The 19,845-nt window shown below is 52.9% G+C and carries 21 protein-coding genes; 5 read left to right on the forward strand and 16 right to left on the reverse strand.

The features are described from left to right. Nucleotides 1-16: 16 nt before the first annotated feature. On the reverse strand, nucleotides 17-553 hold the full coding sequence (locus ACFVSO_RS09670) for a PRC-barrel domain-containing protein (protein ID WP_387472625.1): 537 nt from the start codon (nucleotides 551-553) through the stop codon (nucleotides 17-19). 21 nt (nucleotides 554-574) lie between these two features. Continuing rightward, on the reverse strand, nucleotides 575-1,726 hold the full coding sequence (locus ACFVSO_RS09675; RefSeq protein ID WP_387472627.1) for a cysteine desulfurase family protein: 1,152 nt from the start codon (nucleotides 1,724-1,726) through the stop codon (nucleotides 575-577). Nucleotides 1,727-1,913: 187 nt separating this feature from the next. Here ACFVSO_RS09675 and ACFVSO_RS09680 point away from each other — a divergent pair, with 187 nt between their 5' ends. Then, a complete protein-coding gene (locus ACFVSO_RS09680; protein ID WP_387472629.1) occupies nucleotides 1,914-2,063 on the forward strand; it encodes a hypothetical protein in 150 nt (49 codons plus the stop codon). Between the two features lie 182 nt (nucleotides 2,064-2,245). Here ACFVSO_RS09680 and cymR read toward each other — a convergent pair whose 3' ends face one another. Then, nucleotides 2,246-2,665, reverse strand: a complete 420-nt coding sequence (gene cymR / locus ACFVSO_RS09685; protein WP_387472631.1) for a cysteine metabolism transcriptional regulator CymR — start codon at nucleotides 2,663-2,665, stop codon at nucleotides 2,246-2,248. Nucleotides 2,666-2,819: 154 nt separating this feature from the next. Between cymR and mnmA the strand changes: the two genes are divergently transcribed. Further along, on the forward strand, nucleotides 2,820-3,947 hold the full coding sequence (mnmA, locus tag ACFVSO_RS09690) for a tRNA 2-thiouridine(34) synthase MnmA (protein WP_387472633.1): 1,128 nt from the start codon (nucleotides 2,820-2,822) through the stop codon (nucleotides 3,945-3,947). Between the two features lie 26 nt (nucleotides 3,948-3,973). Here the strand turns inward: mnmA and ACFVSO_RS09695 are convergent, their stop codons facing one another. Together ACFVSO_RS09695 and ACFVSO_RS09700 are read right to left on the reverse strand one after the other, a co-directional pair. Continuing rightward, the gene (locus ACFVSO_RS09695) at nucleotides 3,974-5,320 is read right to left on the reverse strand and encodes a hemolysin family protein (protein WP_387472635.1); all 1,347 of its coding nucleotides are present in this window, start codon (nucleotides 5,318-5,320) and stop codon (nucleotides 3,974-3,976) included. Between the two features lie 101 nt (nucleotides 5,321-5,421). Continuing rightward, nucleotides 5,422-6,000: a hypothetical protein gene (locus tag ACFVSO_RS09700; protein WP_387472637.1), complete on the reverse strand. Its 579-nt coding sequence runs from the start codon at nucleotides 5,998-6,000 to the stop codon at nucleotides 5,422-5,424. 230 nt (nucleotides 6,001-6,230) lie between these two features. On the opposite strand from ACFVSO_RS09700, the gene ACFVSO_RS09705 reads away from it, so the two are divergent. Together ACFVSO_RS09705 and ACFVSO_RS09710 are read left to right on the forward strand one after the other, a co-directional pair. After that, nucleotides 6,231-6,818 carry a copper resistance protein CopC gene (locus ACFVSO_RS09705; RefSeq protein ID WP_387472639.1) on the forward strand — a complete coding sequence of 196 codons (588 nt, stop codon included), beginning with the start codon at nucleotides 6,231-6,233 and terminating at the stop codon, nucleotides 6,816-6,818. Continuing rightward, nucleotides 6,815-7,903 carry a copper resistance D family protein gene (locus tag ACFVSO_RS09710; RefSeq protein ID WP_387472641.1) on the forward strand — a complete coding sequence of 363 codons (1,089 nt, stop codon included), beginning with the start codon at nucleotides 6,815-6,817 and terminating at the stop codon, nucleotides 7,901-7,903. Before ACFVSO_RS09705 ends, ACFVSO_RS09710 begins: the two co-directional genes overlap by 4 nt. Before the next feature lie 95 nt (nucleotides 7,904-7,998). Here the strand turns inward: ACFVSO_RS09710 and ACFVSO_RS09715 are convergent, their stop codons facing one another. After that, nucleotides 7,999-8,274: a hypothetical protein gene (locus ACFVSO_RS09715; protein WP_387472643.1), complete on the reverse strand. Its 276-nt coding sequence runs from the start codon at nucleotides 8,272-8,274 to the stop codon at nucleotides 7,999-8,001. A 96-nt stretch (nucleotides 8,275-8,370) separates the two neighbouring features. Here ACFVSO_RS09715 and ACFVSO_RS09720 point away from each other — a divergent pair, with 96 nt between their 5' ends. Beyond that, complete coding sequence (locus ACFVSO_RS09720; RefSeq protein ID WP_387472645.1) at nucleotides 8,371-8,841, forward strand: DinB family protein; 471 nt, start codon at nucleotides 8,371-8,373, stop codon at nucleotides 8,839-8,841. Nucleotides 8,842-8,871: 30 nt separating this feature from the next. On the opposite strand, the gene ACFVSO_RS09725 is transcribed toward ACFVSO_RS09720, so the two are convergent. The 10 genes from ACFVSO_RS09725 to ACFVSO_RS09770 form a co-directional block, all read right to left on the reverse strand. Then, nucleotides 8,872-10,176, reverse strand: coding sequence for a replication-associated recombination protein A (locus tag ACFVSO_RS09725; protein WP_387472647.1), 1,305 nt, complete (start codon nucleotides 10,174-10,176; stop codon nucleotides 8,872-8,874). Nucleotides 10,177-10,258: 82 nt separating this feature from the next. Continuing rightward, nucleotides 10,259-11,014 carry a class I SAM-dependent methyltransferase gene (locus ACFVSO_RS09730; protein ID WP_387472649.1) on the reverse strand — a complete coding sequence of 252 codons (756 nt, stop codon included), beginning with the start codon at nucleotides 11,012-11,014 and terminating at the stop codon, nucleotides 10,259-10,261. Nucleotides 11,015-11,040: 26 nt separating this feature from the next. After that, complete coding sequence (locus ACFVSO_RS09735) at nucleotides 11,041-11,427, reverse strand: VOC family protein (protein WP_387472651.1); 387 nt, start codon at nucleotides 11,425-11,427, stop codon at nucleotides 11,041-11,043. 229 nt (nucleotides 11,428-11,656) lie between these two features. Further along, nucleotides 11,657-12,325: a YdeI/OmpD-associated family protein gene (locus ACFVSO_RS09740; protein WP_387472652.1), complete on the reverse strand. Its 669-nt coding sequence runs from the start codon at nucleotides 12,323-12,325 to the stop codon at nucleotides 11,657-11,659. After that, entirely contained in the window at nucleotides 12,322-13,077 is a 756-nt protein-coding gene (locus ACFVSO_RS09745; RefSeq protein ID WP_387472654.1) for a tRNA threonylcarbamoyladenosine dehydratase, read from the reverse strand. Before ACFVSO_RS09745 ends, ACFVSO_RS09740 begins: the two co-directional genes overlap by 4 nt. Before the next feature lie 27 nt (nucleotides 13,078-13,104). Further along, nucleotides 13,105-14,925 (reverse strand): aspartate--tRNA ligase, encoded by a 1,821-nt coding sequence (gene aspS, locus ACFVSO_RS09750; protein ID WP_387472878.1) that lies wholly within the window; start codon nucleotides 14,923-14,925, stop codon nucleotides 13,105-13,107. A gap of 65 nt (nucleotides 14,926-14,990) precedes the next feature. Next, nucleotides 14,991-16,238 carry a histidine--tRNA ligase gene (hisS, locus tag ACFVSO_RS09755; RefSeq protein WP_387472656.1) on the reverse strand — a complete coding sequence of 416 codons (1,248 nt, stop codon included), beginning with the start codon at nucleotides 16,236-16,238 and terminating at the stop codon, nucleotides 14,991-14,993. Nucleotides 16,239-16,821: 583 nt separating this feature from the next. Further along, nucleotides 16,822-16,989: a hypothetical protein gene (locus ACFVSO_RS09760; protein ID WP_387472658.1), complete on the reverse strand. Its 168-nt coding sequence runs from the start codon at nucleotides 16,987-16,989 to the stop codon at nucleotides 16,822-16,824. Nucleotides 16,990-17,086: 97 nt separating this feature from the next. After that, nucleotides 17,087-17,530, reverse strand: coding sequence for a D-aminoacyl-tRNA deacylase (dtd, locus tag ACFVSO_RS09765; RefSeq protein ID WP_387472660.1), 444 nt, complete (start codon nucleotides 17,528-17,530; stop codon nucleotides 17,087-17,089). Nucleotides 17,531-17,543: 13 nt separating this feature from the next. Next, nucleotides 17,544-19,724 carry a RelA/SpoT family protein gene (locus tag ACFVSO_RS09770; RefSeq protein ID WP_387472880.1) on the reverse strand — a complete coding sequence of 727 codons (2,181 nt, stop codon included), beginning with the start codon at nucleotides 19,722-19,724 and terminating at the stop codon, nucleotides 17,544-17,546. Nucleotides 19,725-19,845 lie beyond the last annotated feature (121 nt).

Here is a 19,845-nt window from a genome sequence, read left to right on the forward strand (position 1 = left end):
TCATAAACATTTCTCCCTATTCTCTGAAATTGGAAGCTGCGACAGGCTCCAATTCCGCTTCACTGACAGCAGGAACGATAATCGCGTCTTCCCCGAGCAACACCATATCCGGATCGCTCGGCGCCTTTAGCCACTTACGCCCCTCCATCAGATCCGAAACAAAACCGTCAGTAAGCTCATAGCCTACTATCTGTGTACCCTGTAAAGGGTAAAAATAAACATCCGACAGTAAACCTAATTGATCGCCGTGTACGGTTACAACCGGCATATTCTTCAATTTCACGACGCCGGTGTAAAAAGCGCGGCTTACTTCCTTGGGCTTCATCATCATGACGGCCTCTTCGCTTGCGATGATAACAACATCCTCACCACAGGTGAGTACGTCGCTCCAAGCGACAATGCGAACCTTCGCCGCAAACCATTTGCCGTATTCCAGCACGACGCCGTTCAGCTTCCAGTTCTCATCGAACCAGCAGTCCTTCACGGTTCCTACTTGCTTGCCGGAATGAATAACGATGACCGGCAGCCCGATCAGCTGTTGAAGTTTGATCACTTTGGCCGGAAGCCTCCTAACCTAGCTCCGTATCCGCCTTACGATACCCGCGACAATAGGAGCGGCTTCTTGAAGTTCCTCCAAAGTATTCCCCAACCCGAAGCTAAATCTTACAGCTGAATCCAATCTTTCCTGCGGAATGCCCATCGCTCTTAGCACATGGGACTTTTCCAGCGAACCGGATGTGCAGGCCGAGCCGCTAGCTGCTGCTATACCCGCCATATCGAGATTCATAAGCATCGACTCCGTATGGGCGCCGATAAAGCTAAGATTGATGATATGCGACAAGCTGTTCTCCAAATCGCCATTCACGATAACCTCATCGCTTGACAATTCGCCTATCATCAGCTCTACCCATTCTTTACGAAGTTTGTCCAAAAAAGGTTGCTTTTTTTTCATTTCGTTCACACAAATGTCAACAGCTTTGGCAAAGCCGGCAATTCCGGCTATATTTTCGGTGCCTGCACGGCGCTTCCGCTCCTGCGAGCCGCCCTGCAGCAGCGACTCGAACGGCGCTCCGGCGGCCGCATACAAGGCGCCGACCCCTTGTGGTCCATTAATCTTGTGCGCAGAGAAGCTCATAAAGTCAACCGGAAGCTCCGATAGCCGATAGTTGGTAGTACCGAACGATTGTACAGCATCGACATGAAACAGAGCGCCCCCCGCATGCGCGGCTTCGCCGATCGCCTCAATCGGCTGCAGCGTGCCGACCTCGTTATTGCCGTGCATGATGCTTACGAGCGCCGTATCCGGACGCAGCGCGTCTCTCACTTGATCCGCATGAATGCGGCCCTGCTGATCGACAGGCAGCACGGTCAGCTTGAAGCCTTCCTCCTGCTCCAGCCACTCGCATGTATGCAGCACGGCATGATGCTCTGCCGCTGAAGTGATCAGGTGGTTTTTGCCGCGCTTGCGCTGAGCCTTCGCCCCGCCGATCAAGGCCAAATTGTCGCTTTCCGTTCCCCCGGATGTGAACAGCAGCTCTCCCGGCTTGCAGCCAATCGCCGCCGAAATCAGATCACGCGCACGGCTGAGCTCTCCCTTGGCTGCTCGTCCGTACGCGTGCATGCTCGATGCATTGCCCCCGACTCCCTGCATCAGCCCGAGCATCGTCTTCACGACATCCGGATGCATGGGCGTTGTAGCGGCATGATCAAAATAGTATGTACCCATCAACCGTCACCCTTATAGTAGATGCTCAAAATCTGCGCCTTGCGGCGAATCCTTCAACCATCGAATTATTTCGCTTGTCCTACAGCTTTATCTAGAAAAGTATAACACATTCGTCAAGGCTCACCTATCGTACGAATTGCGCAACTATAGCGCGTTTTGAAGCGTTTTATAGGCAGGAGGAATTATTATGGAAAAATGGATTTTATTATTGACAATTTTCGCAGGTGGTAGCATACTTCCGGCATACGACTCTGCTCCTGCTGAGCCTTTCCGAAGGATCGTGCAACGGATGACCAGGGCTACTGCGTGGTTGGGCTCGATCAAGGCGCTTTTCTGATCGAAATACGGAATTCAAAAATTCATGAACAATAAGGCCAACGAGGATTATGGCTTTCGAATACATCTTTTAATAAACAATTGAAGCGACTAGTGAAGGAAAATAAACAAAATCCGGGACAAATTGAATAAGAGCCCGCCGAATAAATGATCGGTGGGCTCTTCCTTATGCAAAGTATGCGATTAAATGTAAAACATATAACTATCCTTCGCTTCTTCTTCCTTGAAAGCGATTAAGTTTTCCAGCGTGGTGGAGTCGAGCACCTCAGCGATGCTGTCACGGATGCGCAGCCACAGATGGCGCTTCGCCGGATCGTCTTCTTCTGTGAAATCTACCGGAGAGATTGGGCCCTCCAGAATGCGGATAATATCTCCGGATGTAATTTGCGCCGGGTCCTTGGACAGAATGTACCCTCCATATGCGCCTCTAATACTCTTTACCAATCCTGCGTTGCGCAGCGGAGCGACCAATTGCTCCAAGTAATGTTCGGATAGTGAGTTACGCTCGGCAATGCTCTTCAGCGAGATTGGACCTTCGCCGAACCTTGCTGCAAGCTCCATCATAATGGTAAGACCGTAACGTCCTTTAGTCGATATCTTCAAGGTAGCACCTCTCTTTAATCACTGTATTCCTATTATCTTTATATGGTAACATATTGGACACCCCTCGTGTCAAAAAAGCCCCCACTTCTTCATGAAAACTTTTTTAGCATATGATACAATGATGAAAGTTTCAAGAGACAAGGTGGTGGCATAGATGAGCAAATCAAACGCCGAAACGAGAGTTGTCGTCGGTATGTCCGGCGGCGTCGATTCCTCCGTCACCGCGCTCCTGCTCAAGCAGCAGGGCTATGACGTAATCGGCATATTCATGAAAAACTGGGATGATACCGATGAATTCGGGCATTGCACCGCGGAAGAGGACTCCGAGGATGTCCGCCGCGTCTGCGATCAGATCGGCATTCCTTATTATACGGTCAACTTTGAACGACAGTATCATGATAAAGTATTTACCTATTTCCTCGATGAATATAAGCGGGGTCGCACGCCGAATCCCGATGTCATGTGCAACAGAGAAATTAAATTCGGCGATTTCCTGAACAAAGCGCTTGAGCTGAACGCCGACTATCTGGCGACCGGGCATTATGCCAGAGTCGAGCGGACCGAAGACGGCGTAACAAAGCTGCTGCGCGGCATAGACGCCGGCAAGGACCAAACCTACTTCCTGAGCGCGCTTAATCAGGACCAGCTCGCGAAAGCGATGTTCCCGATCGGCCATCTGCCGAAGCCGGAGGTTCGCCGCATCGCGGAAGAAGCCGGACTGCATACGGCGAAGAAGAAGGACAGCACAGGCGTCTGCTTTATCGGCGAGCGCAACTTCAGGGAATTCCTGAGCGGCTATCTGCCGGCCAAACCAGGCGATATGATTGATATTCGCACGGGCGAGAAGAAAGGCCGTCATGACGGCCTCATGTATTATACACTGGGTCAGCGCCAGGGACTTGGCATCGGCGGCTCCGGAACCGGCTCCGGCGAGCCTTGGTTCGTAGCCGACAAGAACCTGCAGGACAATGTCCTTTATGTCGTGCAAGGAGAAACGCATCCAAGCCTGTATTCCGATAGCCTGATCGCAACAGGCCTCAACTGGATCGCTCCTCTGAACACCAGGGAGCCGTTCGCTTGCAAAGCGAAATTCCGGTACCGTCAGCAGGATCAAGGCGTAACCGTCACGATGCGGGAAGACGGAACGGCGCTTGTTACATTTGATCAGCCTCAGAAGGCCGTTACGCCAGGACAAGCTGTTGTCTTCTATGACGGCGAAGTATGCCTCGGAGGCGGCACGATCGATGTCGTCAACAAGATTCAAGCCGAGACCGTGCAATAAAGACAAACAGGGCTCAATCGGGAGGTTCACACACTCCCGTTGAGCCCTTTCTTTATGGTCCGCTGCATATCTTCGGCCAGAACAATAAGCCGTATGCGCAAGATGCGCAGATGCTGCATCTCCTCGACGACAAACTGGAATCTTCCATCGACACTTGCCGAATGCCCCTTCGCCGGGGGAAAAGGAAGCTGCGCGTATAGCCAGCCCCCAATCGTATCGTAATCGCCGCTCTCCAGATTCATGCCGAAAAAGCTGTTCATCTCCTCGATCAGCATCGATCCGCTGACCAGACAAGAGCCGTCCTCCTGCCGTATAATTGCGGCGTGCTCGCGATCGAATTCATCCTGAATATCGCCTACAATCTCCTCCATGATATCCTCCAGCGTCACCAGACCCGAAGTTCCGCCGTACTCGTCAATCAGAATCACCAGCTGTGTTTTGTTTCGTTGCATCAGCTTCAGCAGCACACTAATCGGGATTGAATCAGGCACTGCTGTGACCGGCCTCATAACTTCCTTGATTGATGCTACTGTTCCAGAGCTTAAGTTAAACAGATCCTTCATATGCACAAAGCCGATAATATCGTCTTTGTCCGTCTCGCAGACGGGATATCTCGTTCGCATATATTGGACGGCGATCGTTTTGTTCGCCTGCAGCGAAAGCCCCGCATGCAAGCAGATCATGTCGGTGCGGGGAATCATAATTTCTCGCGCGGTCGTCTCCGTGAAGTCAAATATGTTATCCACCAGGGTCAGCTCGGTCTGATCAATATAACCGCTGCGGTGGCTTTCCTTCAGCAGATTACGCAGATCCTCTTCCGTGTGGGCTGGCTCCTTCTCGGTTGGGAGTGCGATGCCTCCTATTTTCAGCATAACAGAGGTTGAATGATCGGCCAGCCAGACTAGCGGCCATATGGTGAGGTAGAGGAGATGGAGGGGCCTCGCAGCCCGAATCGCGGCAAGCTCCGCTCTGCGGTGCGCGGCTGCTCGGGGCACCAGCGCGCCTATCGTGACATGCAACAGTACAAGGGGAACAAACACAAGCGCTATGGAGCTCCATACCGCAGCGGACGGGCTGATCGTCGCGGCATCCGACAACCAGGGCGCTACCCGCCCGGCTGCCAGGTTCGCTCCCAGCCATCCGAGGCCAATCGAAGACATAGTAATGCCGAGCTGGCAAGCCGTCGCATACCCGCTTCGCTCCAGTATCCGTCTCGCCCGCCCCGCATGAGCGTCCTTCCCAGATGTCAAGCGCTCCATCCGATTCATTCTTGCTCTGGACATCGCATGCTGCGACGCAGCCAAAAAACCGTTCAAGCCAACCAGAAGCATCACAAGCGTCAGCGACAAGCCAAGCGGCAAAGGCTCTCCCAACCCATCCCCGCCAACCGCGGCGCATGGCCCGGCGACGGGTGCACCTCCCTTTTTTGCACATACGTGTATCAGCCTAATCTGCGCGTAGTAGTCATATGTATTCAGGATGGCTTAGTCGATATGCAATGGAATGCGACTTCCTGCTCCTCTGAACTCCCCGCATCGGTTTGAATTACAAATATAAGCGTTTCCTCCGTGTCCTTTAGATAGAGCTTAAACCCTCTGATCGTTGCGCCCGGCTCATAGTCTGCGCTCTGGGAGCTTAAATAAGCGTGCATATTTTCCGTCAGAACAAAGCTGCCGACGCCCTGATCGAATTGTATCTCGGTTACAGGACTAGGCTCTATGTTTTGTTGGGTCTTGTATTTCAGCGTTCCGTCCTTCTTTAATAGGACGTCCCTTATTTCATAACTCCCCGATAAGTCGCGATTTGCCTCAATGGTCATTTTGTCTCCGAGCTTAACGTAAGGAATCTTTGAATAGCTGTTCATCCAGTTCTGAAACAGGCGTTCATCGGATGAGACAAGCCCTTCCTCACCGGCCCCCTTCTCAGTGACTCCCTCAAAAGCTATGGCACCGGACTTGATCACAATATTGGCGGGGTCTGAAGCATTCGAATACGACGATAACGCCAGCACCGCCAGTCCGAAGAACAGCATAACAGCCAGTCTTTTTTTCATAAAGTGCATCCCCCCTTGTCCCTAAAGTTTCCTTATGAGTATTAAACGCGCTGTACCCGGATAAAGTTGTTATTTTTTTCTAGCCCGCATTCATCAAACGTTCAAAAGTCTGCAACGAATTGATCACGACCTTGAAGCTTTCCGTATGGTAAAGATGGTATAATGCAAGGAGCGATTGCCATGCTGAAGCGCTGCCACTCGCAAACAAAGAAACGGAGGATTGATCCCTTATGAAACGAGCATTACTCATCGTTATGGCCCTCATCTGGCTCCTGCCCTCCGCGGCACTGGCGCACTCCACGCTGCAAACCGCATTGCCTGCAGTTGACGCCACGGTAGATGTATCTCCAGAGCGTATTGAGATGAAGTTTGACACCAAAATCGAGAAGCTAAGCACATTCAAGCTGTTCAACGAAGCCGGAGAGCAAGTGGAGACCGGCAAAGCCGAAGTAAGCGGCGACACGATGACCGGAGCCGTACCAGCCGCGCTGGATAATGGCAAGTACACGGTGAAATGGACGATTATCGGAGCGGACAGCCATGCGGTAGAGGGCGAATATGCGTTTACGGTAGATGCGTCTGTTCTAGCGACGCCGTCGCCTACCCCATCCGAAGAGCCATCGAACGAGCCAAGCGAGCAGCCGAGCGAACAACCTAGTGAACAGCCGTCCGCTACGCCAACAGCAACGCCGTCGGATAACGATTCCGGCGACGACATCGGCGATGTGCTGGCATCACCGCCTGTGCTGGTCATGATCGGCATCATCCTTGTAGCTGTCGTCATTTTCGTTGTGCTGATGAGGAAAAAATCGTCATGATCTACGTAAGCGAAGGACTTCTTTATATTAGCTTTGCTATTCTGATGGGAACGCTTGTGCTTCGGCTTGTGCCGGAGCGCAAGCGTCCTTCCGTTCATGTCCCGAACGGGCTGTTAATGGCATGTGCACTTGCCATTCCGATCTTGTCCTTCGCGCCGATTCATCAGCTTGCCAGCCAGTATGCCTCCCAATTCGAATTAACGTACGGCGAGATGCTGAAGAGCATTCTGATGGACGTTAAATCGGGCAAGGCGTGGATCTGGACGACTGTTGGTTCTCTTGGCCTGGCTCTCTTGCTGGGCATGAAAGCATTCCGGAACGATAAGCATATGCCCAAGGTGGCGCTGTTCGTTACCGGATTGCTTGTTATATGGCTAGGTTACGCAAGCCATGCTTCGTCGCTTAGTTCCTTCAAAGGTTTGTTTGTACATACGATGCATTTTCTGGCTTTCAGCGTCTGGATCGGCATATTGTTCGTCGTGAGCTGGTTCTCCAAGGATAAGGACAATTGGTCCGCATTCCTGAAGTGGTTTTCGCCGGTCGCGATTATATGCGTGGTCGTCACGCTGCTGGCCGGACTGACGCTAATGACCTTTACTACGCCGCAATACGTCAATTCATGGATGATCCCGTATGGCCAGGCGCTGCTAATCAAGCATTTGCTCATTCTGCCGCTCCTGTTATTCGCCTATACGAACGGCTTTCTATACAAGTCGGTGGCCGCGAAGGACAGCAGCTTCCAGCCGGTCAAATGGCTCCGGGCGGAAAGCGTGGTTGCAATGCTGGTGCTTGGCGCTACAGCCTTCATGGGCCAGCAGGCGCCGCCGCATAACCTCAAGGATACGCTGCAATCGGTATCGCCGTCACCGCTGTTCACCTGGCTGTACAAAGGGGCGTTCAGCCCGGATGTTCAGCTTGCGTTTACACTCCATATGGAGAGCGTGCTCATGTTCGCCGCAGCGCTGCTAATGGCGGTGGGCGTCGTCTGGACGTACCGGATGAATCGCCCAAGCGTAGCCTTCCTTCTGGGGCTGCTTATGGTGGTGTTCGCTTACTTCGGACTCATGTTTTCTATTGCGCAGTAACCAATAAGGAGCATCTTCCCCTTGGCGGGAATGATGCTCCTTTATGTTTAAATCGATTAGACGATGTCGCGGACGTACTCCGCTCTATTCTGCTTTCACCCCGGGGTATTGTCGTCATCGCTAAGCCGAAATCTCTTCTCGAATATTATCCATCTCAATAGAGAGCCTATGCCTCCAACAAGCAGACTAACAGCCAGTACGATTAAAACTTCCTGTATCCCGAACTCATTGCCGTTAAGCAACGACACAAATCCATGAATCAACGTCATAAATAAGAAGAAATACAAGACCCACTTCAACATATAGCGAAACTTTCCTCTTTGCCTAATCAGAGCCCATTTCTTATATTCTTCATGGTCCAATACGTTCATCGCGGCCTCCTCATCATTTGGTATGATTGATCCCAGAATTGAAATCCGAACATTTATTCGTGTATACTTTTAGGATATTTCATTCAGGAGGCAATTATGAACTCAATTTCTCTCATTCTTTTGCATTTCAATGAAGTTCGGCGTCGAAGCATTAAAGTGTGGACATCTATTCCTGAGAATATGTTCGGCTGGAAGCCGGACGACAGCGCCCTGACATGCATCGAGATGGTCAGGCATGTACTCGAAAGCGAGCATTATTATCATTTGGCGCTGCAGCATAGAGGCAGTCTGCCGCATTTCGATTCCCCATTTGAACATCGTTCTTACACAACCGTTCAAGATGAGCTTGAATTTGCGGAGCCCTATCGCAATCAGTTTCTAGAAACGATTGCCGCTTTCACCGAATCCGATCTGGACGAAATCCAAATCGACCGATCCGATGCGGGGTATATCAGAGGCTTGGGCGATATGCTTCTGCGCATTGCTTATCACGAGTCTGTTCATATGGGGCAATTACTGGATTATCTAAGAACGGCAGACATTCCTCGTGTACGAATATGGGACTAGCAAGATATTAGCAAATAACAATCAGCAGCGTCACTTCAAGCGACGCTGCTGATTTTGCTTGATCTTATCTTCCATTCCCTGTTCTGACGCTTTGTAGAATGTGACTTTCGCAAGCGGATCGGGCAAATATTGCTGCTTTACGTAGTGGTTCGGGAAGTCATGCGGATACTTGTAGCCCTCGTGTCCGAGCTGCGCCGCGCCTTTGTAATGCGTATCGCGAAGATGGAGCGGCACTTCCAGATTGCCGTTGCGCTCGATTGCATTCATCACATTCCCAATGGCCACCGCAGTCGCATTGGACTTCGGACTTTCAACTGCGAACAAAATTGCCTGGGAAATGTTATATTTGGCCTCTGGCCAGCCGATCTTGTGATAGGCGTCCATCGCAGTCACCGCCTGGACCATCGCTTGCGGATTCGCGAGCCCTATATCTTCGCTGCAAGCTACGATTAATCTGCGCAGGAACGTCATCGGGTCCATGCCGAGCTTCTCCACAGCGTACAGAAACCAGAACAATGCGGCATCGCTGGAGCCTCTGATGCTCTTATGGAAGGCCGACAAAACATCGTATTGCGTGGACATGTCCGCCCGGATGGAAGGCTTGCGCACCGACTCCTGCGCAACCTCCAGCGTGATACGGACGGAGCCATCCGGCTCGGAAGGCGTCGTCACCGCCGCCAGCTCGAGCGCATTGAGAGACCGCCGGATGTCGCCGCCGGACATGTCGGCGATATGCTGCAGCGCTTCTTCCTCCGCAATCAGCTTCATAAAGCCAAGACCGCGATCCGCATCCTCAATCGCCCGGCGCATCGCTTCCATGGAATGCTTCTCCTCCAGCGCTTCAAGCTGGAACAGCGTCGACCGGGAGAGAAGAGCCCCGTTCACATGATGAAATGGATTCTCCGTCGTCGCACCAATAAAGATAATAATGCCCTGCTCAACTGCAGGCAGGAGCGCATCCTGACGCGACGTGTTGAAGCGATGCACCTCATCGAGGAACAGAATGGTTTTGCGGCCGTACAGCGTCTTGTTCGACCTTGCCCGGTCAATGACCTCCCTGACATCCTTGACGGAAGCATCTACCGCATTCAGCTTGACGAAATCGCCTTCCGTCCGCAGTGATATGATGTTCGCAAGCGTCGTCTTGCCGCAGCCCGGCGGTCCGTACAGAAGGATAGACGACACCTGGTCGCCCTCAATCGCCCGGCGCAGCAGCTTGCCTTGGCCTATGATATGTTCTTGTCCGATATATTCATCCAGCGTCTGCGGTCTCATCCGATCAGCGAGCAATCTCGCCCGGGGCCGTTCCGCTTCTTCATAGCTAAATAAGTCCATGCCGACACTCAATCCTTTATGATGGTATACCTAGATGATAGCATACAGGCACAGACGTTCGCCAGATCGACAGGCTGTCTACCTAAACTTCTCCCCAATACAGCTCCGTGACATATTCCATCCTGACAACGCCGTCTGCCTCATTGCTCCGGTAGATGTCCTTCAGTTCCTTCATCATAGCCTCATAACGCGGGTGGTCAGGCGTCGGGCTGTACGAGGAGGACAACAGCCTGCCCTTCAGCGCATCTTCGTCCAGCAATTGCTCTATCGAGAACGTATTCAGTGTCGGGCCTCCGTCTGCGAAATATGAACGCAACGTGTCCAGTGTGATGCTCTTATGGCCGACCTTCTCGTAATCCGTACCGTATTCAAGCAACATCTTCTCGAATTGCTCCAGGAATGGCGTCCCGAAGGTTTTTCTCGAATTCCAGATCAGAACGACCTTGCCGCCCGGCTTCAGGATACGCTTGAATTCCGCCCTCGCAAGCTCTCTGTCGAACCAGTGATACGATTGTGCGCAGACAATGAAATCTACAGAATGCGTCGGCAGTCCAGTCTCCTCCGCCGAGGCTGCAACAGCTTGGTAGCGCTCTGAGCCGCCAAGCGCCAGCACAGCCGCCTCACGCATCGCTGCATTTGGCTCTACGCCGATAACACGGCTGCCTCTCTCCAGCAGCAGCTTGGAGAAGATGCCTGTACCCGCCCCCAGATCCGCGATGACGCTGTCCGGGCCAACCCCCAGCTTTTCGTATAAGAAATCAATCGCTGCTCCCGGATAGGTCGGGCGATACAACACATAATTGTCCACCCGATTCGTAAATCGTTCCTTATTGTCCATATTTGTTGTCCTCCTTCTTGATTCGATTATTCCGCACTCTCGATACGCTCCAGAAACTCCAGCCGGTTGCCGAACGGGTCGGATGCAAAGAAACGGCGATACCCTTCCTCCAGCCTGAGCTCGTCATCGATGACAGGAACGCCGGAGCGGCTCAGTCTTTCCTTCAAATGCTGAAGGCCCCGTACGGTAAAGGCAGGATGGGCTTTCAGCGCCGGTACGAACGCGGGTTGGACGCCAATATGAACCTCATGGCTCCCACAGCGGAACCATACGCCGCCTCTATGCCGCAACGTCTCCGGCTTCGCAAGCTCGCTCCAGCCCAGCATGTTCCCATAAAACAACCTCGCCTGCTCCTCGCAGCCCTCTGGAGCAGCCAGCTGCACATGATCAATTCCTTCAAAAACGTAGGACATCCGTTATCCTCCTTCCGATTTAGGATTGGAATTTCCATGTCTGCTAACAGTAAGTTTCACCATATGAAACTATGTTTCATTTTTATAAACCTATTATATACCAAATCTAGCTGTCCCGCAATCTGCATAGCTACCGCTGCCGAACGAACTGGCGCTAGCGGGCAACTTCCCATGCATAAAAAACAGCGCTGCAACGGGCTTAACCCGTCGCAGCGCTGCTGCTAAACCTTTATTTATCGGTAGGACGCTTAAGTCCCTTTCCAAGCTTCTCAATCGATGCAGACACCCGTTTTGCCCTGGTCTCCTCCCGTTTCGCCTCTAGAATCCAATTTAAATAATCTCTTCTCATGGAATCCGTCAACGTGTCGAAAAAAGTCCGGGCTTCCGGTGACGCTGTGAACGCGGCTTTCAGGTCATCCGGTAGATCAGGCACGGCCGCAGATGGCTTCACCGCCAGAGCTCCAAGCTCACTCCCCTTCTTGCGGGAACGACTCGATTTGGCAGCGCCCTCCGGCCTGTAACGCATAGCGGACCACGTCTCGTCCATTGAGATCATCGCAACGCCTTCGGTGCCGAACGTCTTCATTAGCGTCCAGCCTGTATCGCGATTGATATCTGTCTTGATGCGAGATGTTCCCTTCGGATAACAAATCCATAGCAAGGCATCCGTCTCCGCAGCGCGGATGGCGACAGGCGCCCGCTTCTCCAGCTCTGCGAGGGAAGTAACAAACAACAGAACGAATTCATATGCCCCTTCGCCAAGCTCATCCTCCGTCGACCGGCTGGAGGAAGCCGGCAAGCCCAATTCGCGGACAATATCATAATCATCGGGCGGATGAAGAATGACTGCCCGCTTATCCGGCTCCAGTCTCAGCTTGCGGGAAAGTTCGGCATTCACGCGCCAGTTTCTCCCGATGCAAGCAAATCCTTTACTACCACGCTGACCATGATCAGTCCGGCAACCGGCGGAACAAAGGCGTTGCTAGACGGCGGCTGCTGCGCTTTGCGGATTTCCGGAGCGTTCTCCGGTACAATGCGCTGCGTCACGTCCTCGCGCGGCTTCATCGGCTCCTCATCGGAGAAGACGACCTTCACGCCCTTTTTGATGCCGTCCTTGCGCAGCTTCGTGCGTACGACACGAGCGATCGGGTCTGTATGCGTCTTGGAGATATCCGCTACTTTAAAGCGCGAAGGGTCCATTTTATTAGCTGCGCCCATGCTGGAGATGACAGGAATGCCGCGCTCCAGACATTGCTTGATCAAGTGAACCTTATAGATGATCGTATCCGATGCGTCGACCACATAGTCCAGCGGATAAGCGAACAGTTGCTCATACGTCTCTTCCGTATAGAACATCCGCAAGGAGATGACATCGCACTCCGGATTGATCAGCTTGATGCGGTCCCGCATCAGATCTGCCTTCGGCTCACCGACTGTCGTCAAAAGCGCATGGATCTGACGGTTAATATTCGTAATGTCGACAACGTCCTTGTCGATCAGGATGATGCGGCCGACGCCGGTTCTAGCCAGCGCCTCTGCCGCAATAGAGCCGACTCCGCCGATGCCGAGCACGGCAACCGTGCTCCCTTTCATCCGCTCCAGCCCTTCCGGACCGATCGCAAGCTCCGTACGCGAGAATTGATGCAGCATGCTCTGTAAGCCTCCTTTGCGTTAAGCCTATTTCTCTTCGCCTTGTGCGGAAGCTGGCGCTCCTGCTGCAGCGGCTGCCGGCTTAGGCTTCAGAACCGTACGGATATGAAGCTGCTCAAGCTGGGACAGCTCGACTTCGGACGGCGCGTCGACAAGCAGATCTGTCGCGCTTGCCGTTTTCGGGAAGGCAATCGTCTCTCTCAGGTTTGTGCGGCCTGCCAGCAGCATGACCAGACGGTCGAAGCCGAAGGCGATGCCGCCGTGCGGAGGCGTGCCATATTCGAATGCATCAAGCAAGTAACCGAACTTGTCTTGCGCCACTTCCGGCGACAGACTGAGCGCGTTGAACATTTTCTCCTGAACCTCACGCTTGTAGATACGCATCGAACCGCCGCCTACTTCGTAGCCGTTCAGGACGAGGTCATACGCTTGCGCGCGGATTTTGCCAGGGTCAGTATCGAAGTAGTGCAGATCTTCTTCATTTGGACGCGTGAACGGATGATGCTCCGCTACATAACGCTTCGCTTCCTCATCCCATCCAAGCAGCGGGAAGTCCACAACCCAAGCGAATTTGAACTTCGAATCGTCGATAAGTCCCAAATCGCGGCCCAGCTTCAGTCGCAGGTTGCCCAGCACATCCGCCACCACTTTCGGCTTGTCCGCGGAGAAGGTCAGCAGGTCGCCTTCCTCAACGCCCAGACGCTCAGTCAACGCTTCGATTTCCTCCGGCTTCAGGAATTTCACGATTGGACCTCTCCACTCGCCATCCTTCACTGTGATCCATGCAAGGCCTTTGCCGCCGTAGCGTGCTGCGAACGGCTGCAGGTCGTCAAGCTCCTTGCGGCTCCAGCTTGCGCAGCCTTTTGCGTTCAGCGCTTTAACCACGCCGCCGCCAGCTGCTACGCTTGCAAATACTTTCACGTCGCTCGATGCGACAATATCAGTAATATCTTCGATCTCCAGTCCAAAACGCAGATCCGGCTTGTCGGAGCCATATTTGTTCATGGCATCTGCATACGTGATGCGTTGGAACGGAAGCTCCAGCTCCACGCCTAATGTCTCGCGAAGCAATCTCGCAGACAGCTCTTCCATCATACCAAGCAATTGATCCTGCGAGAGGAACGAAGTCTCAACGTCGACTTGCGTAAATTCCGGCTGGCGGTCTGCACGAAGATCCTCGTCGCGGAAGCAGCGAGCGATTTGATAATAACGCTCTACGCCGCCGACCATCAGCAATTGCTTGAAAATTTGCGGCGATTGCGGCAGTGCGAAAAATTCGCCTTCATGCACGCGGCTAGGCACCAGGTAATCGCGAGCGCCTTCCGGCGAGCTCTTCGTCAGAATCGGCGTTTCTACTTCAATGAAGCCTTGCCCATCCAGGTAGTCGCGGAAAATCTTCGCCGCTTTCGCGCGAAGCAGAAGCGTCTTCTGCATCTCTGGACGACGCAGGTCCAGATAACGGTATTTGAGGCGAAGCGACTCGTCGACTTCCACTTCGTCTTCAATCGGGAATGGAGGCGTCTTCGCCGCGTTCAGCACTTCGATTTCCGTTACACGGATTTCGATCTCGCCTGTTGCCAGGTTCGCGTTGAATGTCTCAGGGTCGCGCTCGACTACTTTGCCTTTGACAGCAAGCACGAACTCGTTGCGCGCACGATCAGCGACAGCCAGCGCCTCGCCGGAGAAATCCGGGTTGAATACAGTCTGTACGATTCCTGTACGGTCACGAAGATCGATGAACAATACTCCGCCCAAGTCACGACGGCGCTGTACCCAGCCGTTCAGTGTTACAATTTGTCCTACATCTGCTTTCGTCAATGTTCCGCAGTTATGCGTCTTCAACATCATCGTCATAATCATGTCTCCTCACTTTATCGTTAGTAGTTGTTCATTCATCCTGCAGGTATTCCCGCTTACGGCTGAAGCTCCGAAGCAAGAGCATTCATTGGAACCATGCGCTGCTCGCCCTTCGCCATATCCTTCAGCGCAATCTCGCCGCGTTCCAGCTCATCGTCGCCAAGAATGGCAGTGAACCTTGCGCCGAGACGATCCGCAGATTTAAGCTGAGCTTTCATCTTGCGGCCTTGGTAGTCGCGCTCCGCTCGAATGCCTTGCTGCCTAAGCTGATAGACCAAGCGGGTTACTTCCCGGTCCGCCGTATCGCCAAGCGCGACGATATACACGTCGATTTCATGCAAATTCGGCAGTTCCGTCTGCTGGTGCTCCAGCAAAATAATCGTACGCTCCAGGCCGAGGCCAAGACCGACGCCCGGCTGCTCCGGCCCGCCGACATCGGATACGAGGCCGTTATAGCGTCCGCCGCCGCCGATGGTATCGATGGCGCCAATCCCCTCCGCCTTGTATTCAAATGCGGTATGCGTGTAATAATCAAGACCGCGAACCAGTCGATGGTTAATCTCATAAGGAATGTCCATATCCGTCAGACACTGCTTCACCTTCTCGAAGTGAGCGCTGCACTCCTCGTCCAGGCTGTCCAGAATGGAAGGAGCCCCTTCGAAATGCGCTTGATCCACTTTGCAATCCAGCACGCGGAGCGGATTGCGGTCGATACGGGACTGGCAGTCCTTGCACAGCAGCTCGCGCTTCGGATTCAAGAACTCCAGCAGACGCTCGCGGAATGCCGCGCGTACAGCCGGTGTGCCGACGGAATTGATCTCGACGCGGACACCCTTCAGGCCTACTTCGGTGTAGAAGGTGTAGCCAAGCGCGATAACCTCTGCATCTATCGCCGGATCAACTGCACCGATCGCTTCAATGCCGAATTGGTGGAACTGGCGGTAGCGTCCCGCCTGCGCGCGCTCGTAGCGGAACATCGGGCCGATATAATATAGCTTGCTTACATCCGGATCACCGAACAGCTTGTTCTCCACGTAGGAGCGCACAACGCCAGCTGTTCCTTCCGGACGCAGCGTCAGGCTGCGCTCGCCACGGTCGATAAAGGTATACATCTCCTTCTCGACGATATCCGTTGTTTCTCCAACGCCGCGCTGGAACAATTCTGTGGATTCAAAGAGCGGCGTTCGAATCTCTCTGAAATTAAAGCGGCGGCATATGTCGCGGGCTTTGCCCTCCACGTATTGCCATTTCTCCACCGCGCCTGGCAATATATCCTGCGTTCCGGGCGATTTCTGAAATTTCATGCCTTTCCCTACTTTCTTCATTGATTCGTGACAATCAAAAAAAGCTCCCATCCAATCGGCATCGCCGAAGGGACGAAAGCTTGTGCTTCCGTGGTACCACCCACATTCCGAACGAATCCGCAATACGGTTCGCTCGCTTGCAACGGGTAACATCCGTCATTCGCAGAGCAGCTACTGGAGGAATTGCCTGACGCCATCATGCGCCATGCTCTCGTTCGCCATCTGTTCTCGGGGAGGTCTTTCATTCAACCGTCATAAGGACGCTTGCAGCCAATTGGCGTCCCTCTCTGTATATTTCGCGAAGAATTACTTTTTCCCGTCATGGAATCCATATATCTCATACTGATTGTTTATTTTACTTGCCGATGGGTGGAAAGTCAAGAACGCGCTTCTGATCTGAAGCGGTCAGAGCGGTTTTCCGTCCGCAAGACAGAAAAAAACCCGCAACAACGTGCAGGTCCAAAGTAAAAGTATATTTTAAAAAAGGGGGTCGAGATCTATTATAGGTCCTGGATGTTAATAGAACGTTAGCGATTGATTACAGTAATATTACAAATTCGAAAACGCTTTTATCGCGCACGTCTCACATCCGGTTGCCAGAGCGCCCGGCATGCAGCGGTCTGCCTTCCCATTCCTCAGCCGCTTCCATATCCGCATCCAGCTCCGCTGCGATCCTGACTTCACGCAGGTCCGGATTGATTAACGCACTCGCTATTCGTTCCATGGCTTGCTCTTTCCTCGACTGATGCATGACAGACATTCCTCCAACATCGGTATCTCGCATGAGCGGCCAGCTTCGATGCCAACCTTCATGCCGTCTACCTTTATTGTTGCCTGTCTGTCCAATCTTAAGCGCCGCTCTCCAAAATTAACGTCACCGGTCCGTCATTGGTCAACTGCACGTCCATCATGGCGCCGAACCGCCCCGTCTCTACACGCAGCCCCAGCTCCCGAAGCGCATCGTTAAACGCGTTATACAGCGTCTCTGCTTGGTCGGGACGCGCGGCAGCCATAAAGTTAGGCCTTCTGCCCTTACGGGAATCTCCATACAGCGTGAACTGGGATACGGACAGAATAGAGCCGCCGACATCCGTAACCGAAAGATTCATCTTCTCCGATTCATCCTCGAAGATTCTAAGTCCCGCTACCTTATCCGCCATCCAGCGCACATCCGCCAATGTATCCTCATGCGTAATGCCGACCAGCAGCACCAGTCCGGAATCGATGGAGCCCGTCACTTCGCCTTCCACCGTCACTTTTGCCGCTTTGCTTCGTTGTGCCACGACTTTCAATGCCTTATCTCCTTTATTGCATAATGCGCTGAACAGAGTAGATATCCTGCACACGCTTGATCTTCTCTACAACGGAAGACAGATGGTCTACGTTGCGGATCAGCACCGTCATATGAATAAGCGCCATCTTGTTCTTGACGGAACGTCCCGTCACAGCGGATATATTCGTCTTGCTCTCCGACACTGCATGCAGCACCTCATTCAAGAGGCCTCTGCGATCATGACCGGTAATCTCGATGTCAACGCTATAGTTCGCTTCCACCGACTCTTCCCATTCCACTTCTATGACGCGTTCCGCTTCTTCTCCGTCCATGCCAAATGGAATGTTGAGACAGTCCATGCGGTGAACCGATACGCCGCGGCCGCGTGTAATATAGCCGACGATCGCGTCTCCCGGAACGGGGTTGCAGCAACGTGCGAAGCGTACGAGCAAATTGTCCACGCCCTTGACCGTGACGCCATGATTCGGGCGTCCCTTCTTGCCTGAGGCCGCTTTAATTTCCTTCTTCTCATTCGTAAGCTCAATTTGGTTCGCTTCTTCCGCTTCGCGGCGCATTTTCTCCGTCAATTTGGTGCAGATCTGAGCCGCCGTAATACCGCCGAATCCAATGGCCGACATCATATCCTCAATATCATTGAACGTGAATTTGCCCGCCGCTTCCTGAAGCTTGTCGTCCGTCATCCATGCAGACGGCTCAAGGCCAAGACGCTTCAGCTCCCGCTCCAGCAGGTCGCGTCCCTTGGCGACATTCTCCTCGCGCTTCTCCTTCTTGAACCATTGCCTGATCTTGCTCCGGGCATGTGACGATTGCGCGATCTTCACCCAGTCCTGGCTTGGTCCGTACGAATGCTTAGACGTCAGAATCTCGACGATATCGCCGGTCTTCAGCTTATGATCAAGCGGCACGATCCGGCCGTTCACCTTCGCGCCTATTGTCCGGTTGCCTACTTCCGTATGAATGCGGTAAGCAAAATCAAGCGGGACTGATCCGGCAGGCAGCTCGATCACTTCGCCGCTTGGCGTGAATACGAAGACTAGGTCGGCGAAGAAGTCCATCTTAAGCGACTCCATGAACTCCGCCGCATCGCGCGTTTCATTCTGGAGCTCCAGAATTTCGCGGAACCATGACATTTTGTCTTCAAAGTTGCCGTCAGGCACAACCATGCCTTCTTTATACGCCCAGTGGGCGGCGATCCCGTACTCCGACGTACGGTGCATCTCCCACGTACGGATCTGCACTTCGGTCGGCTCTCCGTTCGGCCCAATCACCGTCGTATGCAAGGATTGATACATATTCGCCTTCGGCATAGCGATATAATCCTTGAACCTGCCCGGCATCGGCTTCCATAGCGTATGAATAATGCCAAGCGTTGCGTAACAATCCTTAATATTGTCCACGATAATCCGGATCGCCATCAGATCATAGATCTCATTAAACTGTTTGTTGCGACTCGTCATTTTTTTGTAAATGCTGTATAGATGCTTTGGTCGGCCGGAAATATCGCCTTCGATGCCCATTTCCTCCAGCTTCTCGCTAATGCGGGATATGACATCGTCGATGAACTGCTCCCGCTCCGCCCGCTTCTTCTTCATCAGATTGGCAATACGGTAATATTGCTGCGGATTGAGATAACGAAGCGCGATATCCTCCATTTCCCACTTGATGGCGGAGATGCCGAGCCTGTGCGCGATCGGGCAAAATATCTCCAGCGTCTCGTAAGCGATTCTGCGCTGAGACTCTTCCGACTGATATTTCAGCGTACGCATATTATGAAGGCGGTCTGCAAGCTTAATCAGAATAACGCGAATGTCCTGTGCCATTGCGACGAACATTTTGCGGTAATTCTCATTTTGCTGCTCTTCCTTGGATTGAAACCTGATTTTCTCGAGCTTGGTCAGTCCGTCCACCAGCATGGCACAGGTTTCGCCAAATTTCGCGCGGACGGTCCCCAAATCCACCGTCGTATCTTCCACGACATCGTGAAGAAGCGCTGCGATAATCGACAGCACGTCCATGCCCATATCCACCAATATGTCGGCGACCGTAACAGGATGCAAAATATACGGCTCTCCTGATTTCCGCACTTGTCCATGATGGGCTTGCTCAGCGAAATCATAGGCTTCCTTGATGCGTATGAGATCCTGCTCTTTCATATAGACGGATGCCTTCTCAAGTAACTGCTCTATGCCCATGAAACGTCCCTTTCCAAGCGTACGGGTTAACGCCATCGTATTCTCATATGATATGCCGCTGCGGCACGATCCGAGTTTTCTAATATTATGCCTTTAAGTGAGCGGTTACGTCAACTTCCTG

The organism is Paenibacillus sp. NPDC057967 (assembly GCF_042887015.1).
Lineage (GTDB): Bacteria > Bacillota > Bacilli > Paenibacillales > Paenibacillaceae > Pristimantibacillus.

Coding starts and splice junctions, on each gene's coding strand:
- hisS (WP_387472656.1), bottom strand. CDS start 16,238: ATGAAATTTCAGAAATCGCCCGGAACGCAGGATATATTGCCAGGCGCG.
- ACFVSO_RS09735 (WP_387472651.1), bottom strand. CDS start 11,427: ATGTCCTACGTTTTTGAAGGAATTGATCATGTGCAGCTGGCTGCTCCA.
- ACFVSO_RS09710 (WP_387472641.1), top strand. CDS start 6,815: ATGATCTACGTAAGCGAAGGACTTCTTTATATTAGCTTTGCTATTCTG.
- ACFVSO_RS09725 (WP_387472647.1), bottom strand. CDS start 10,176: ATGGACTTATTTAGCTATGAAGAAGCGGAACGGCCCCGGGCGAGATTG.
- aspS (WP_387472878.1), bottom strand. CDS start 14,925: ATGATGTTGAAGACGCATAACTGCGGAACATTGACGAAAGCAGATGTA.
- ACFVSO_RS09730 (WP_387472649.1), bottom strand. CDS start 11,014: ATGGACAATAAGGAACGATTTACGAATCGGGTGGACAATTATGTGTTG.
- ACFVSO_RS09760 (WP_387472658.1), bottom strand. CDS start 16,989: ATGCATCAGTCGAGGAAAGAGCAAGCCATGGAACGAATAGCGAGTGCG.
- ACFVSO_RS09680 (WP_387472629.1), top strand. CDS start 1,914: ATGGAAAAATGGATTTTATTATTGACAATTTTCGCAGGTGGTAGCATA.
- mnmA (WP_387472633.1), top strand. CDS start 2,820: ATGAGCAAATCAAACGCCGAAACGAGAGTTGTCGTCGGTATGTCCGGC.
- ACFVSO_RS09705 (WP_387472639.1), top strand. CDS start 6,231: ATGAAACGAGCATTACTCATCGTTATGGCCCTCATCTGGCTCCTGCCC.
- ACFVSO_RS09715 (WP_387472643.1), bottom strand. CDS start 8,274: ATGAACGTATTGGACCATGAAGAATATAAGAAATGGGCTCTGATTAGG.
- ACFVSO_RS09770 (WP_387472880.1), bottom strand. CDS start 19,724: ATGGGCATAGAGCAGTTACTTGAGAAGGCATCCGTCTATATGAAAGAG.
- ACFVSO_RS09675 (WP_387472627.1), bottom strand. CDS start 1,726: ATGGGTACATACTATTTTGATCATGCCGCTACAACGCCCATGCATCCG.
- ACFVSO_RS09720 (WP_387472645.1), top strand. CDS start 8,371: ATGAACTCAATTTCTCTCATTCTTTTGCATTTCAATGAAGTTCGGCGT.
- ACFVSO_RS09700 (WP_387472637.1), bottom strand. CDS start 6,000: ATGAAAAAAAGACTGGCTGTTATGCTGTTCTTCGGACTGGCGGTGCTG.
- ACFVSO_RS09745 (WP_387472654.1), bottom strand. CDS start 13,077: ATGCTGCATCAATTCTCGCGTACGGAGCTTGCGATCGGTCCGGAAGGG.